This is a genomic window from Vulcaniibacterium tengchongense (assembly GCF_003814555.1).
Lineage (GTDB): Bacteria > Pseudomonadota > Gammaproteobacteria > Xanthomonadales > Xanthomonadaceae > Vulcaniibacterium > Vulcaniibacterium tengchongense.
The window spans coordinates 1,158,665-1,174,350 of the sequence record NZ_RKQN01000001.1 but is presented as its reverse complement, the minus strand read 5'-3'; the positions used below and the strand labels follow the sequence as shown (position 1 = coordinate 1,174,350).

Annotated in this window: 9 protein-coding genes; 7 read left to right on the top strand and 2 right to left on the bottom strand. The window is 70.1% G+C overall.

All coding sequences use genetic code 11. The annotated features are described in order from the left end of the window. Positions 1-186 precede the first annotated feature (186 nt). The 4 genes from EDC50_RS05300 to EDC50_RS05285 all read left to right on the top strand — a co-directional run bounded on the left by EDC50_RS05300 (position 187) and on the right by EDC50_RS05285 (position 6,834). A complete protein-coding gene (locus tag EDC50_RS05300; protein WP_123769385.1) occupies positions 187-3,330 on the top strand; it encodes a TonB-dependent receptor in 3,144 nt (1,047 codons plus the stop codon). A gap of 163 nt (positions 3,331-3,493) precedes the next feature. After that, positions 3,494-4,243 carry a SapC family protein gene (locus tag EDC50_RS05295; protein WP_123769384.1) on the top strand — a complete coding sequence of 250 codons (750 nt, stop codon included), beginning with the start codon at positions 3,494-3,496 and terminating at the stop codon, positions 4,241-4,243. 4 nt (positions 4,244-4,247) lie between these two features. Next, a complete protein-coding gene (locus tag EDC50_RS05290; RefSeq protein ID WP_123769383.1) occupies positions 4,248-5,270 on the top strand; it encodes a cupin-like domain-containing protein in 1,023 nt (340 codons plus the stop codon). 46 nt (positions 5,271-5,316) lie between these two features. Further along, positions 5,317-6,834: a tryptophan halogenase family protein gene (locus EDC50_RS05285; protein WP_123769382.1), complete on the top strand. Its 1,518-nt coding sequence runs from the start codon at positions 5,317-5,319 to the stop codon at positions 6,832-6,834. A 127-nt stretch (positions 6,835-6,961) separates the two neighbouring features. Here the strand turns inward: EDC50_RS05285 and EDC50_RS05280 are convergent, their stop codons facing one another. Continuing rightward, complete coding sequence (locus tag EDC50_RS05280) at positions 6,962-9,181, bottom strand: M3 family metallopeptidase (RefSeq protein ID WP_123769381.1); 2,220 nt, start codon at positions 9,179-9,181, stop codon at positions 6,962-6,964. 152 nt (positions 9,182-9,333) lie between these two features. Between EDC50_RS05280 and EDC50_RS05275 the strand changes: the two genes are divergently transcribed. The 3 genes from EDC50_RS05275 (at position 9,334) to EDC50_RS05265 (ending at position 14,695) form a co-directional block, all read left to right on the top strand. Continuing rightward, a complete protein-coding gene (locus EDC50_RS05275; RefSeq protein ID WP_123769380.1) occupies positions 9,334-11,382 on the top strand; it encodes an amidohydrolase family protein in 2,049 nt (682 codons plus the stop codon). Between the two features lie 299 nt (positions 11,383-11,681). Beyond that, positions 11,682-14,015, top strand: a complete 2,334-nt coding sequence (locus EDC50_RS05270) for a TonB-dependent receptor (RefSeq protein ID WP_123769379.1) — start codon at positions 11,682-11,684, stop codon at positions 14,013-14,015. 197 nt (positions 14,016-14,212) lie between these two features. Further along, complete coding sequence (locus EDC50_RS05265; protein ID WP_123769378.1) at positions 14,213-14,695, top strand: glutathione peroxidase; 483 nt, start codon at positions 14,213-14,215, stop codon at positions 14,693-14,695. A 110-nt stretch (positions 14,696-14,805) separates the two neighbouring features. On the opposite strand, the gene EDC50_RS05260 is transcribed toward EDC50_RS05265, so the two are convergent. Then, complete coding sequence (locus tag EDC50_RS05260) at positions 14,806-15,600, bottom strand: ferredoxin--NADP reductase (protein ID WP_123769377.1); 795 nt, start codon at positions 15,598-15,600, stop codon at positions 14,806-14,808. Between the last annotated feature and the right edge of the window lie 86 nt (positions 15,601-15,686).

Here is a 15,686-nt window from a genome sequence, read left to right as displayed (position 1 = left end):
CGACAGGGAGTGAGGCGCAGCCCGGCCGACCCGGGCTGCGGCCCGCGAGACCCCGCGAGGGGATACGTCATCGCAACGAGAGAGGGAGGGTGGGCGAATGAACGGGTGCGGATGTCGGTGTACCGGGAGGCGCGCCGCGGCGGCCGGGCGGGGCGAGGCCGCGTCGCGGCGGCGGGAGGCGCGTCCATGAAGCGCAGGCTCACGAAGCTCAAGTCGAAGGCGATGTTCGTCATCGTCGGCGGCGCGATCGTCATCAATCCCGCCTACGCCCAGGATGCGCAGGCGCAAGGGGCGCAGACGCCCGACGAGGCGACCACGCTGGACCGCATCGTGGTCAGCGGCCTGCGCAACAGCCTCGAACAGTCGATGGGCATCAAGCGCGATTCGGCCGGCGTGGTCGACGCGATCAGCGCCGAGGACATCGGCAAGTTCCCGGACACCAACCTCGCCGAGTCGCTGCAGCGCATCACCGGCATCTCGATCGAGCGCCGCGACGGCGAGGGCGCGCAGGTCACCGCGCGCGGCTTCGGCCCGCAGTTCAACATGGTCACGCTCAACGGCCGGCAGATCCCCGGCGCGGACGCGTTCGGCGCGCCCGGCCAGGTGCCGATCGGCGGCGTCGACGGCGGCACCCGTGCGTTCAACTTCGCCCAGCTCGCGTCCGAGGCGATCAGCAGCCTCGAGGTGTACAAGACCGGGCAGGCGAACGTGCCCAGCGGCGGCATCGGCGCGACCATCAACATCCAGACCGACCGGCCGTTCAACCACACCGGCATCGTCGCCAGCGCCGGCGTCAAGGCGGTGTCCGACGAGTCGCAGCCGTTCGACTCCGAGATCACGCCCGAGGTCTCCGGCATCTTCAGCTATACCAACGCCGACAAGACCTTCGGCGTGGGCCTGAGCGCGAGCTACCAGAAGCGTCACGGCGGCTCGGTGCAGGCCACCGAGAACGCCTGGAACATCCAGCCGTGGACCGGCACCGAGGCGGCGCTGCGCCCGGGCGCCACGGTGACCAACGCGCCGCAGATCGGGCAGCTGTACGGCATGCCCAACGACCTGCGCTACGCCTTCGCCGACTTCGAGCGCGAGCGCATCAACGGCCAGGCGGTGCTGCAGTTCGCGCCGACCGACAGCGTCACGCTGACCCTGGACTACACCTACTCGACCAACGAGATCAGCGAGGACCGCGGCGAGCAGGGCATCTGGCTGCAGCGCGCCAACAGCTTCACCCACCTGGAGTTCGACACCGGGCAGGAGGTGGCCACGCCGGTCTACCTGCGCGACATCGTCGGCGCCAAGGACTTCGGCTTCGAGCAGCAGCGCAACGAGCAGAAGTACAAGCTCGACTCGATCGGCCTCAACGCGGTCTGGAACGTCAGCGACCGCTTCAGCCTGGCCTTCGACGCGCACAACACCAAGTCGAGCAGCCGGCCGAACGACCCGCTCACCGGCGGCGGATCCACCTACTTCAGCTTCGCCGGCACCAACAACTGCGAGACCGGCCCGTACTGCGGCGGCAACTGGGCGCAGGAGCTGTGGTTCAACAACGGCCTGCCGATCGGCGCGCGCACCTGGTACCCGACCGCGGCGGACGCGGTGGCCGGCACCAACGGCGTGGTCAATCCGGACTTCCCGCCGGAGCAGCTCGGCTCGCAGGTGCTGCGCATCAACGCGCAGACGCAGGTCACCGAGATCAAGCAGGGCCGCATCGACGGCACCTGGGACTTCGACGACGGCCGCTTCCAGTTCGGCGTGGATTCCTCGCGCATGACCATGCGCCGCCGGCAGGCCACCGAGATGTACGCCGCGCTGGGCGACTGGAGCGTGGCCAACGCCGGCGAGGAGCCCGGCATGGTCGACCTGCTCACGCCGGTCAGCATCATCGGCCTGTTCGACGACTGGAGCACCGCCGGCGCCGCGCCGGGGGCCTGGCGCGGCAACGCCAACGCGCTCGCGCAGTGGGCGGCGGCGCAGTACGGCGTCAGCACGCGGGTCAACCCGCAGCTGGCCGCCGACAACCGCATCGAGGAGGACACCGACGCGATCTACCTGCAGGTCGAGCTGCAGGGCGAGCTCGGCGGCATGCCCACCAACACGCGCGTCGGCGTGCGCTACGAGAGGACCGACGTGGTGTCGACCTCGGCGGTGGCCATCCCCAGCGCGATCGAGTGGCAGGCCAACAACGACTTCCGCATCATCCGCTCCGAAGAGGTGCAGCCGTTCAGCGAGAAGGCGGACTACAGCTACGTGCTGCCGAACCTCGATTTCAGCATCGACATCACCGACGAGCTCAAGGGGCGCGCGTCCTTCAGCAAGACCATCGCGCGTCCGCCCTACGGCAACCTGTACGCGGGGCCCAACCCGAACCAGCCCACCGGTTCGATCCTGGTCAACCCGTCCACCCGCGCCGACGGCGACGCGCAGAACCCGGGGCTGGAGCCGCTGGAGTCGGACAACCTCGACCTCGCGCTGGAGTGGTACTTCGCCGATGCGAGCTACGTCTCGGTGACGTTCTGGAACAAATCGGTCGACAACTTCATCGGCACCACCGTAGTGCGCGAGAACCTCTACGGCCTCACCGACCCGACCTCCGGCCCCGACGCGCAGGCGGCGCTGGCGTTCCTGCAGAGCCAGGCCTGCGTGAGCCAGGTCACCGCGGCCGGCGGCGACGTCGAGGCGGGGTGCTCGGCCAACGACACCGCGCTGTTCACGGCTTTGGCCATGTACCGCAACGAGGCGGCGACCGGCGGACTGGCGGCCTACAACGGCACCGACACCCAGGTGCTGGCGATGGAGAACGCCTACGACCTGTACGGCGAGGCGGACGACCCGCTGTACCTGTTCGACGTGGAGCGGCCGATCAACCAGAACAAGGCCAAGCTGCGCGGCTGGGAGATCGGCGGCCAGTACTTCTTCGGCGACAGCGGCTTCGGCGTGTTCGCGAACTACACCGTGGTCAACGGCGACGTCGGCTTCGACAACGCCTCGCTGGCCGACCAGTTCGCGCTGCTGGGCCTGAGCGACACCGCCAACGTGATGCTGATGTACGAGAAGCACGGCTGGTCCGCCCGCCTGGCATGGAACTGGCGCGACGAGTACCTGATCCTCGCCAACCAGAACGGCTCCAACCGCAACCCGCACTACGTCGAGGAATACGAGCAGTGGGACCTGAGCGTGAACTACGCGTTCAACGACCACTGGTCGGTGGGGCTGGAGGCGATCAACCTGACCGGCGAGGACGTGCGCTGGCACGGCCGCTCCGAGAAGCAGATCATCAGGCTGATCGACCAGAGCCCGCGCTACATGCTCGGCGTGCGCTACAGGTTCTGACCCCCTTGCCGTGCCGGTCCCTCTCGCCGGCATTGCGGACCGGGACCGCTGCGCGGGCAGCGGTCCCCTTTCTTTGCGGCGCCCGCGGCGCAGGCGCTTGCGGGCGTGGCGGCGCCGCGCGACCATCAGGACGCGCGCCCGCCCGATCCTCCATGGAACCGCGATGGCCCGATACGAACTGCTGAACAACGTGGCGCACAGGGACCTGCGCGTGATCACCCGCTTCGGCCGCGAATACGGCGACGAAGTGGGGCTGATCCCCGCGGTGCCGACCGAATTCGCCGAGCTGCAGCGCGAATACCCGATCTTCTTCCGCCGCGGAGGCGACGGCGGCGAATGGCAAGCGGTGGCGCTGCTCGGCTTCGAGGCGAAGGAAAACCTGTTCCTGCAGGGCGAGCGCTGGAACGCCCGCTACCTGCCGGGCTACGTCGCGCGCGGGCCGTTCCTGATCGGTTTCCAGGAACGCACGGTGGACGGCGAGCTTCGCCGGGAACCGGTGATCCACGTCGACATGGAGCACCCGCGCATCGGCCGCGGCGAGGGCGAGCCGGTGTTCCTGCCGCAAGGCGGCCACAGCGCCTACCTCGAGCACGTGATCGGCGTGCTGCGCGGCTTGCGCGACGGCGTCGAGGCGGCGCCGGCGATGTTCGCCGCGTTCGAGGCGGCCGGCCTGATCCAGCCGCTGGACCTGCAGGTGCAGCTCGACGCGCAGCGCCGGGTCGACCTGGCCGGGCTGCACGGCATCGACCGCGAGCGGCTGGCCGCGCTCGACGCCGAGACGCTGCATCGCCTGCACCGCGCCGGCTATCTCGAGGGCGCCTACCTGGTGCTGGCGTCGATGCAGAACATGCGCCGGCTGATGGCCGAGAAGCAGCGGCGCCTGCGCCAGCAGGGCGAGGCCGCGGCGGCGTAACGGCATGGGCGAGGCGGGACCAGGCGTGCGCGAACGCGAGGGCTGCCGGCCCGACGCGCTGCCCCTGGCCGAGCTGCTCGACGGCGGCGAGCCGGTGGTGCTGCGGGGACTGGCGCGGGACTGGGGCCTGGTACGCGCCGCGCGCGGCGGCATGCGCGAGGCGATGGACTACCTGCGCGGCTTCTACAACGGCCAGCCGGTGCCGTATTCCTACGGCGGCCCCGGGATCGGCGGACGGCCGTTCTACGACGCCGACTACACCGCGTTGAACTGCGAGGTGCGCCGCAGCGGCCTGGACGAGGTGCTCGAGGCCATCGCCGCGCACGCCGGCGATGCGGCGCCGCCGACCTGGTACGTCGCCTCGCTGCTGGTGGACACGCGGTTCCCCGGGCTGCGCGCGCACAACGACCTGGACCTGGCCGCGCACGGCGTGCACGCGCCGCCGAGCATCTGGATCGGCAACCGCGTGGTCGCTTCGTGCCACTACGACGCGCTGAACAACATCGCCTGCTGCGCGGCCGGGTGGCGCCGCTTCACCCTGTTCCCGCCGGAGCAGATCGGCAACCTCTATCCCGGCCCGCTGGAGCCGACCCCGGGCGGGCAGGCCATCAGCATCGTCGATTTCGACGCGCCCGATCTCGCGCGGTATCCGCGTTTCCGCGACGCGCTCGCCGCGGCGCGGACCGCGGTGCTCGAGCCGGGCGACGCGCTCTTCATCCCCAGCCTGTGGTGGCATCACGTGCAGGGGCTGGAGCCGTTCAACGTGCTGGTCAACTACTGGTGGAGCAGCGCGCCGGCGTACATCCCGTCGCCGATGCAGGCGCTGTACCACGCGCTGTGGACGCTGCGCGACCGGCCGGAACGCGAGAAGCGCGCCTGGCGCGCGATCTTCGACTACTACGTGTTCGGCCCGGCCGAACGCGCCGGCGAGCACCTGCCGCCACAGGCGCGCAACGTGCTCGGGCCGATGGACGAAACGCTCGCGCGGCAGCTGCGCGCGATGCTGATCGGCAAGCTCAACCGGTGATCCCGCGGCTGCGCCCGCGGGCGGCAACGCACGAGAGGAGGGGGCCATGAGCGAGGGCAGGATACGCAAGGTCGTGATCGCCGGCGGCGGCACCGCGGGCTGGGTGGCCGGCGCCGCGCTGGCGCACCAGTTCCGCGACCTGCTCGACATCACCCTGGTGGAGTCCGAGCAGATCGGCACCGTCGGCGTGGGCGAGTCGACGGTGCCGCCGATCCGCAACTTCCACCGCCTCCTGCAGATCGACGAGCAGGAGTTCCTGCGCGCGGTCGCCGGCACCTTCAAGCTGTCGATCTCGTTCGAGGACTGGCGCCGCCCGGGCGACCGCTACTTCCATCCCTTCGGCATCACCGGGCAGAGCACGCTGGTCTGCGCCTTCCACCATTTCTGGCTGGACAGCCTGCGCCGCGGCATGCGGTCCGAGCTGGGCGACTACTGCCTGGAGACGGTGGCCTCGCGCGCGGACCGCTTCGCGCTGCTGCCGCAGCCGCAGGTCAACTACGCCTATCACCTCGATGCCGGCCTCTACGCGCGCTTCCTGCGCCGCCGCGCCGAGGCGCACGGGCTCAGGCGGGTCGAGGGCAGGATCCGCGAGGTCCGCCAGCATCCGGAGAACGGCCACGTCGCCGCGCTGGTGCTGGAGGACGGGCAGGCGATCGAGGGCGACCTGTTCATCGACTGCACCGGCTTCCGCGGCCTGCTGATCGAGCAGACGCTGCAGACCGGCTACGAGGACTGGAACCGATGGCTGCCCTGCGACCGCGCGGTCGCGGTGCAGACCGAGTCGATCGGTCCGCCGGTGCCGTACACCCGCGCGATCGCGCACGAGGCCGGCTGGCGCTGGCACATCCCGCTGCAGCACCGGGTGGGTTGCGGCCTGGTGTTCTCCAGCCGGCACATGAGCGACGACGAGGCGCGCGCCAAGCTGCTGCGCGACGTCGGCGCGCCGCCGATCCGCGAGCCCTGGCTGGTGCCGTTCCGCACCGGACGCCGGCTGAAGGCCTGGAACAAGAACGTGGTCGCGCTGGGCCTGGCCAGCGGCTTCATCGAGCCGCTGGAATCGACCAGCATCCATCTGGCCATGACCGCGATGGTGCGGCTGCTGGAACTGTTCCCGCTCGACGGCATCGCACCGGCGCTGGTGGAGCGCTACAACGAGCTCGGCCGCGTCGAGATGGAGCACGTGCGCGACTTCATCATCCTGCACTACCACGCCAACCGGCGCGACGAGCCGATGTGGCGGCAGTGCCGGGAGACGGCGCCGCCCGAATCGCTGGCGATCCGCCTGCGCGCCTGGCGCGAGCGCGCCCACGCCTGGCAGGGCGCGAACGAGCTGTTCCGGGTCGATTCCTGGACGCACGTGATGCTGGGCCAGGGGATCGTGCCGGAACAGCATCATCCGCTGGCGCGCGGCCTGGCCGACGAGGACCTGCGGCGGCTGCTCGACGGCCTACGCCGGTCGGCGGCGCGCCCGGTCGAGACCATGCCGTCGCAGCAGGCCTTCCTCGAGGGCTATTGCCGCGCCGACGCGGCGGTGTGGGGCGCGGCGCGCGCGCTGCCGGCCTGACCGCGCCGGCGGCCCCGCGCCGCCGATGCGGCGCCCGACGGCCAGGCAAGCGGCGTCCCAAAAAAAAGAAGCCGCCCGGTTTCCCGGGCGGCTTCGGTGCGGCGGTGCGCGCTTACTTAGCCTTCTTCTACTTGGCCTTCTTCGCCTTCGGCGGCTCGGCCGGGTTGGCGCTGTCCGACGCCGGCATGGTCAGGCCGCGCTTCTCCAGCAACGGCTCGATCTTCGGCTCGTGCCCGGCGAAGTCGCGGAACAGCTGCAGGGCGTCGGCGCTGCCGCCCTGCGACAACAGGGTCTGGCGGAAGTGGTCGCCGTTCTTGCGGGTCAGGCCGCCGTGCTGCTTGAACCACTGCTGCGAGTTCGCGTCCAGCACCTCGGACCAGATGTAGGCGTAGTAGCCGGCCGCGTAGCCGCCCATGATGTGGCTGAAGTACGGCGTGCGGTAGCGCGGCGGCACCGCGTAGAAGTCCACGCCGTCCTTCTTCAGCGCCGCGGCCTCGAACGCCATCACCCCGGATGCGTCCGGCAGCTGCCCGGCGGTGGCCTGGTGCCAGTTCTGGTCGAGCATGGCCGCGCCGAGGTACTCGGTGGTGGCGAAGCCCTGGTTGAACTTGGACGCCGCCAGCACCTTGTCCAGCAGCTCCTTCGGCATCGGCGCGCCGGTCTGGTAGTGCTTGGCGTAGTTGGCCAGGATCGACGGCCAGTCGGCCCACATCTCGTTGACCTGCGACGGGTACTCGACGAAGTCGCGCGGCACGCTGGTGCCGGCGAAGTACGGATACTTCACGTTCGAGAACATGCCGTGCAGGGCGTGGCCGAACTCGTGGAACGCCGTGGTGACCTCGTCCCAGGTCAGCAGCGTCGGCTTGCCTTCCGACGGCTTGGGAACGTTGAGGTGGTTGGCGACCACCGGCTTGAAGCCGAACAGCTCCGACTGCTCGACGTACGAGTTCATCCACGCGCCGCCGCGCTTGGACGGGCGCGCGTACGGATCGAAGATGAAGATCGCCAGCTGCGAGCCGTCCTCGTTGAACACGTCGTACACCCAGGTGTCCGGGTGGTACTTCGGCAGGTCCGTGCGCTCCTTGAACTTCAGGCCGTAGAGCTGCCCGGCGGCGTAGAACACGCCGTTCTCGAGCACGTTCTTCATCTCGAAGTAAGGCTTGAGCTGCGACTCGTCGAAGCTGTACTTGGCCTGGCGCACCTTCTCGGTGTAGAACGCCCAGTCCCAGGGCTCCAGCTTGAAGGTCGGCTCGCCCTTGGCCTTCTGCTCGGCGTCGATCATCGCCTGCAGGTCGGCGGCCTCGCGCTTGGCGTTGGCGACCGCGGCCGGGGCGAGCTGGCCGAGCATGGCGTTGACCGCCTGCGGGGTCTTGGCGGTCTCGTCCTCGAGCACGTAGGCGGCGTAGTTCGGGTAGCCCATCAGCTTGGCGCGCTCGGCGCGCAGCTTGGTGACCCGGGCGACGATGCCGGTGTTGTCGAACTCGTTGCCGCGGCTGCCGCGCGCGATCGAGGCCTTGTAGATGCGTTCGCGCAGGGCGCGGTTGGCCAGCTGCGCCAGCGGCGGCTGGCCGGTGGTGTTGAGCAGGGTGATGACGTACTTGCCTTCGAGCTTGCGCTGCTTGGCCGCTTCGGCCGCGGCGGCGATCTGCTCGTCGGACAGGCCGTCCAGCTCCTCGCGGCTGTCGACCACGACCGCGGAGGCGTTGACCTCGGCCAGCACGTTCTGGCTGAACTTGGTGCCCAGCGCGGCCAGTTCGGAGTTGATCTGCTTCAGCCTGGCCTTGTCGGCGTCGGACAGGTTGGCGCCGGCGCGGACGAAGTCGGTGTAGTAGCGCTCGACCAGGCGCACGCCCTGGGCGTCGAGGCCGAGCGAATCGCGCTTCTCGTACAGCGCCTTGACCCGCGCGAACAGCTTGCCGTTGAGGTTGATCGCGTCGCGATGGGCGGAGAACTTCGGCGCGTACTCGGCCTGCAGCTTCTCGCGGGTCGGGTTGGTGTCGGTGCCGACCAGGTTGAAGAACACGGTGACCGCGCGCGACAGGGTGCGGCCGGACTTCTCCATCGCCAGGATGGTGTTGTCGAAGGTCGGCGGCTCGGGGTTGTCCGCGATCGCGTCGATCTCCTTCAGCTGCTCGGCCATGCCGGCGTCGAAGGCGGGGGCGAAATCGCTGTCCTTGATCTTGTCGAACTGCGGGTAGTGCAGGGGCAGCGGGCTGTCGCTGAAGAACGGATTGGCGGCTTGGGGCTGCGCGCTCACGGCTTTGTCTGCTTTGGCGGGGGACTGGGCGTAGGTGGGGGCGGTCGCGCTCAATGCCACGGCCAGCGCCAGCACGAGAGGATGCTTCATCGGACACGGACTCGTCGGAAGGAACCCCGAAGCCTACCGGATGCGTGCCGGACCGGCCCATGACGAAAGACATGGTGACGCCGCGGGGCGGCCCGCGCCGCTACACTCGGCGCGAACGCGCCCCCCGGGCGCGGCGACCGGGAGAGAGCGAAATGACGCGCAGAGGCAGGGCGGCGGGGTACGCGGGGCTGGTGGCGCTGGCGCTGGGCGCGGCGGACGCGCTGGCGGCGGAGACGATCCGTTATGTGGCCCTGGTCGACGGCGGCAAGCAGGCGGGGCACCAGACCGTGACCCGCGGCGACGACGGCGTGACCCGGGTCGAGTTCATCTTCAAGGACAACGGCCGCGGGCCGGAACTGAAGGAGGAGTACGTCCTCGCCGAGGACGGCACCTACCGGCGCTACCGCGTGCAGGGCACGTCCACCTTCGGTGCCAAGGTCGACGAGCGCTTCGAGCGCAAGGGCACGAAGGCGGAATGGAAGACCACCGCCGACGCCGGCGCGGTCGACGTCGCCGGCACCGCGCTGTACACGCCGCTGGGCGGGGCGCCGGCGGCGTTCTCGGTCGCGCTCGGCGCGCTGGGCCGGCGCCCGGACGGCAAGCTGCCGCTGATCCCCAGCGGCGCCCTGACCGCGCGCAAGGTCGCGCAGGCGCAGGTGCACTGCGGCGGCAAGCCGCGCGAGGTGCACCTGATGGCGATGACCGGGATCGGCCTGACCCCGACCTTCGCCTGGGCCACCGCCGACGCTTCGCCGCGCCTGTTCGCGTACATCTACCCCGGTTTCCTGCAGCTGATCGAGGACGGTTGCCAGGCGGACGCGAACGCGCTGGAGACCCGGCAGAAGCAGGCCGAGGGCGAGGTGCTCGCCGACCTGGCCAGGCGCCTGGGCCACCGGCTCGCCGGCGCCACGCTGATCCGCAACGCGCGCGTGTTCGACAGCGAGCACGCCCGGCTGGGGCCGGCCAGCGACGTGCTGGTCCGCGACGGGCGCATCGTCTCGGTGGCGCCGGCGGGGCAGGGCGGCGCGGCCGACCAGGTGGTCGAGGCCGGCGGCCGGGTGCTGCTGCCGGGGCTGTTCGACATGCACGGCCATGTCGGCCGCTGGGACGGCGGGCTCAACCTCGCCAGCGGCGTGACCACGGTGCGCGACATGGGCAACGACAACGCCACCCTGCAGCAGATGCTGAAGGAGATCGAGGCCGGCACGCTGATGTCGCCGGACGTGGTCCCGGCCGGCTTCATCGAGGGCGAAAGCCCGTTCTCGGCGCGCAACGGCTTCGTGGTCAAGACCCTGGACGAAGCGAAGAAGGCGGTCGACTGGTACGCCGAGCACGGCTATCCGCAGATCAAGATCTACAACTCGTTCCCCAAGGACCTGCTCAAGGACACCGTCGCCTACGCGCACGCCAAGGGCCTGCGGGTCAGCGGCCACGTGCCCGCGTTCCTGCGCGCGCAGGACGCGGTGGACGCCGGCTTCGACGAGCTCCAGCACGTCAACCAGCTGATGCTGAACTTCTTCGTCGACGACAAGACCGACACCCGCACCCTGGCGCGCTTCTACCTGGTCGCGGACAGGACCGCGGACCTGGACCTGGACGGCAAGCCGGTGCAGGACTTCATCGCCTCGCTCGCGGGCAAGCAGGTCGCGATCGACCCGACCCTGGCCACGTTCGAGTTCCTGCACCAGCGCGACGGCGAGATGTCGCCGATCGTGGCCGCGGTGGCCGACCATCTGCCGCCGGACGTGCAGCGCCAGCGCAAGGCCGCGGAGATGAACATCCCCGACGACGCCACCGCGGCCAGGTACGACCGCTCCTTCGCCAAGCTGGTCGAGTTCGTCGGCCGCGCCTACCGGGCCGGCGTGCCGCTGGTCGCCGGCACCGACGAGCTGCCCGGGTTCACCCTGCAGCGCGAGCTGGAACTCTACGTGCAGGCCGGGCTGACGCCGGCGCAGGTGCTGCAGGTGGCGACCTGGAACGGCGCCAAGTACAGCCGCACCCTGGACGAGCGCGGCTCGATCGCGCCGGGCAAGCGCGCCGACCTGGTGCTGATCGACGGCGACCCGACCGCGGACATCTCCGACATCCGCAAGGTCGCGCTGGTGATCAAGGGCGACACCGCCTACTACCCGAGCGAGATCCACGAGGCGCTGGGCATCGAGCCGTTCGTGGCCCCGGTGAAGGTCGGCGCCGCGCGCTGAGCGCACGAGGCCGCGTCCGCCGACGGAGCGGCGCGGCCGGCGGGCGGCTCCGGCCGCGCCGCGCAAGCCGCCCGGACGCGGGCGGCAAAGAAAGCGGCCGGCTTTAACCTTCTGGTAACATTCGCCTGCATCCGAGCAGCCGGTAGGCGCGGTGGGACCGCGCCCGGGTCGTCAAGGGACGACCCCAGACCTTGAATCGCCGCGCCAGCATGTCGGAGAGGGGCTTGCCGGCGCGTCGGCCTTCGAACCCCCGGCGCCCGTTCGCATGAGCGGGCACGCCGCCCCCATCGAGACCGCCCATGCCCGTCCAGCCGCTTGCCCGCAAGCTTTCCCGCCATGCCCTCGCCGCCGCGATCGCGCTCCTGCTGCCGACGCAGGCCGCGTTCGCCCAGGATCCGGCGCCCGCCCAGGATCCCGCCGCCCCGACCGATACCGCCGCCACGCTGGATGCGGTGCAGGTCACCGCGCAGCGCAAGGTCGAGAACATCCAGGACGTCCCCGTGTCGATCAGCACGCTCAGCGGCGAAACGCTCGACGTGCTCGGCTCCTCCGGCACCGACATCCGCTTCCTCTCCGGTCGCGTGCCCAGCCTGAACATCGAATCCTCGTTCGGCCGCGCCTTCCCGCGCTTCTACATCCGCGGCTACGGCAACACCGACTTCCGCCTCAACACCAGCCAGCCGGTATCGCTGGTGTACGACGACGTCGTGCAGGAGAACCCGATCCTGAAGGGCTTCCCGGTGTTCGACCTGGCCCAGATCGAGGTGCTGCGCGGGCCGCAGGGCTCGCTGTTCGGCCGCAACAGCCCGGCCGGCGTGGTCAAGTTCGAGTCCGTGCGCCCCTCGCAGGAACTGGACGGCTACGCCAAGCTCGGCTACGGCAGCGACGACATGTGGAACTTCGAGGGCGCGATCGGCGGCGGCATCGGCGGAAACTGGTCGGCGCGCGCGTCCGGCCTGTTCCAGCGCCGCGACAACTGGGTCGAGAACCGCTATCCGGGCCCGAACGACGGCTTCGAGGGCTACGACGAGTCCGCCGGCCGCGTGCAGTTCCTGTACGAAGGCGACGGCTTCGAGGCCCTGCTCAACGCCCACGCGCGGCACCTCAACGGCACCGCGCGCCTGTTCCGCGCCAACGTGATCCGGCCGGGCAGCAACGACCTGGCCGCCGGCTTCGACGAGGACGAGGTCTCGCTCGACGGCCTGAACTATTCCGAGCTCGACAGCAAGGGCGCCAATGCACGCCTGCGCTGGGACTTCGGCCGGTACCGGCTGTTCTCGATCACCGGCTACGAGTCGGTCGAGACCTACAGCCGCGGCGACATCGACGGCGGCACGCCGGCCGGCCCGGGCGTGATCCCGTTCGCGTCCGAAACCGCCGACGGCATCCCGCAGCATTCGCAGTGGACGCAGGAGTTGCGCATCGAGTCCGACACCGGCACCGCGTTCGACTGGCAGGCCGGCCTGTTCCTGTTCAAGGAGGACTACGACGTCGAGAGCTTCAGCTACGACTCGCTCAACGGCGGCGTCCAGGACGGCTACCAGCGGATCAACCAGACCAACGACTCCTGGGCGGTGTTCGCCGCGGCGACCTGGCAGGCCACCGACCGCCTGGAACTGCGCGGCGGCCTGCGCTACACCGTCGACGAGAAGGAACTGGAGGTCGAGGAGTACTGGAACAACGCCTTCGCGCCGTGCATCGGCCCGACCCTCGGCATCCTGCCGCCGCCGGCGCGCTGCACCCTCGCCGACCTGGCCGCGGCCGAGCCCGACGGCGACCTGACCGCCTCGCCCGAGGACAAGAAGCTGAGCTGGGATCTGTCCGCGGTCTACCAGGTCAACGACGACGTCAACGTCTACGCCCGCGTGGCCACCGGCTACCGCGGCAGCAGCATCCAGAGCGCCAGCGCGTTCAACGCCAAGTCGGTGGCGGGCCCGGAGACCTCGATCATGGGCGAGGTCGGGGTCAAGGCCGACCTGTGGGACAACCGCGCGCGCCTGGGCTTCAGCGTCTACCGCTACGAGGTCGAGGACCAGCAGCTCACCGCGGTGGGCGGGCAGTCCAACGCCAACATCCTGCTCAACGCCGACAAGACCATCGGCCAGGGCTTCGAACTGGACCTCACGGCCTACCTGACCGACTCCCTGCTGGTCACGCTGGGCAGCAGCTACAACGACACCGAGATCCAGGACAGCGACCTGATCGTGGCGGGCTGCGTGGCCTGCACCGTCACCAACCGGCCGGTGCTGGACCCGGTCACCGGCCTGCCGACCGGGCGCTACTACATCGACGGCAATCCGCTGCCGCAGGCGCCGAAGTGGACGCACAACCTGACCGCGCGCTGGGGCCTCCCGGTCGGCGAGGGCGCCGAGTTCTACGTCTACACCGACTGGGCCTACCGCAGCGAGGTGAACTTCTTCCTGTACGAGTCCACGGAGTTCACCGGCAAGTCGCTGCTCGAGGGCGGCCTGCGCGTGGGCTACAACTGGGACTACGGCAAGTACGACCTGGCGCTGTTCGGCCGCAACATCACCGACGAGGTGCAGGTGGTCGGCGGCATCGACTTCAACAACCTGACCGGCTTCATCAACGAGCCGCGCGTGGTCGGCCTGGAGTTCAAGGCCGCGTTCTGATCCCGGCGTCCTCCCCGCCGGCGGGAAAGCGGGGTGGCGGACGCGTCGAACGGCGGCCCGCGGGCCGCCGTTGCTTCGTGCGGCGGACGCGGGGCGGCGACGGTACCCGTTCCGCGTTCCTCGTCTTTCGCCTCCTTGCCGCCGGCCACGCGCCGCTGCGCTATGCTCGCGCCATCGCCCTGCACGGAAGGCCGGCCATGCGCACCGCCTACGACTTCGCCGCCACCGACATCGACGGCCGCCCGCGCTCGCTGGACGAGTTCCGCGGCCAGGCGCTGCTGATCGTCAACGTCGCCTCGCAGTGCGGCTTCACCCCGCAGTACGCGGGTCTGGAAAAGCTCTGGCGCGACTACCGCGACCGCGGCTTCGCCGTGCTCGGCTTTCCCTGCGACCAGTTCGGCCACCAGGAACCGGGCGACGAGGCCGAGATCAAGAACTTCTGCTCGCTCCGCTACGACGTGACCTTCCCGATGTTCGCCAAGGTCGAGGTCAACGGCGACGGCGCGCATCCGCTGTGGAAATGGCTGAAGCAGGAGAAGGGCGGGCTGCTCGGCATCGACGCGATCAAATGGAACTTCACCAAGTTCCTGGTCGGCCGCGACGGCCGCCCACTCAAGCGCTACGCGCCCACCGACAAGCCCGAATCGCTCGCCCGCGACATCGAGGCGGCGCTGGGCTGAGCGCATCCGCGGCCTCGTCGGGGGCGGCGCTGGCACGCCCTCCGGCTCCTGCCGATCGAGGGCCCGGTGCCCTCGCGGGTGCCGGCGGCGGGCGCCGCCGGCGACGCGGTTCACTTCTCGACGAACGCGCGCTCGAACACGTAGTGCCCCGGCACGCCGATGCGCGGCGCGGCGGCGAAGCCGCGGGCGTCGAGCAGGGCACGGAAGTCGGCCAGCATCTGCGGGCTGCCGCAGATCATCGCTCGGTCGTGCGCCGGGTCCAGCGGCTCCAGGCCGAGCTGCTCCATCATCCGCCCGCTCTCCATCAGCTCGGTCAGGCGGCCGCGGTGGTCGCGGCCCTGGAACTCGAACGGCTCGCGCGTCACCGCCGGGTAATAGCGCAGCTTGGCCGCGATCTGCTCGCCGAGGAACTCGTGCCGCGGCAGCTCGTTGACGAAGTAGTCGCGGTAGGCGAGGTCCTTGGCGTTGCGCACGCCGTGGCAGAGGATCACGCGCTCGAAGCGTTCGTAGGTCTCCGGATCCTTGACGATCGCCAGCCACGGCGCCAGGCCGGTGCCGGTGCCGAGCAGGTACAGGTTGCGGCCCGGATGCAGGTCGTGGATCAGCAGGGTGCCGGTCGGCTTGCGCCCGATCAGCACGGTGTCGCCCGGCCGGATCGACTTCAGCCGCGAGGTCAGCGGCCCGTTGGGCACCTTGATGCTGAAGAACTCCAGCTGTTCCTCCCAGTTCGCGCTGGCGATCGAATACGCGCGCAGCAGCGGCCTGCCGTCCACCTCCAGGCCGATCATCACGAACTGGCCGTTGTCGAAGCGGAAGCCGTCGTCGCGGGTGGTGGTGAAGCTGAAGTAGTCGTCCGTCCAGTGACGGACATCCAGCACCGTCTCGGTGCCAAACGCGGAGGACATGCGGGGGAGGGGAGAGTCGGAAACCATCGATATTGTAGCGAATCGGCGGCAATCGAGAGCCGTTCTCATTTGCCGCGACGGCGACG

Bases quoted from the DNA above. Each gene is read 5' to 3' on its own strand.
- EDC50_RS05295 (WP_123769384.1), top strand. From the start codon at position 3,494: ATGGCCCGATACGAACTGCTGAACAACGTGGCGCACAGGGACCTGCGC.
- EDC50_RS05285 (WP_123769382.1), top strand. From the start codon at position 5,317: ATGAGCGAGGGCAGGATACGCAAGGTCGTGATCGCCGGCGGCGGCACC.
- EDC50_RS05265 (WP_123769378.1), top strand. From the start codon at position 14,213: ATGCGCACCGCCTACGACTTCGCCGCCACCGACATCGACGGCCGCCCG.
- EDC50_RS05270 (WP_123769379.1), top strand. From the start codon at position 11,682: ATGCCCGTCCAGCCGCTTGCCCGCAAGCTTTCCCGCCATGCCCTCGCC.
- EDC50_RS05280 (WP_123769381.1), bottom strand. From the start codon at position 9,181: ATGAAGCATCCTCTCGTGCTGGCGCTGGCCGTGGCATTGAGCGCGACC.
- EDC50_RS05275 (WP_123769380.1), top strand. From the start codon at position 9,334: ATGACGCGCAGAGGCAGGGCGGCGGGGTACGCGGGGCTGGTGGCGCTG.
- EDC50_RS05260 (WP_123769377.1), bottom strand. From the start codon at position 15,600: ATGTCCTCCGCGTTTGGCACCGAGACGGTGCTGGATGTCCGTCACTGG.
- EDC50_RS05300 (WP_123769385.1), top strand. From the start codon at position 187: ATGAAGCGCAGGCTCACGAAGCTCAAGTCGAAGGCGATGTTCGTCATC.
- EDC50_RS05290 (WP_123769383.1), top strand. From the start codon at position 4,248: ATGGGCGAGGCGGGACCAGGCGTGCGCGAACGCGAGGGCTGCCGGCCC.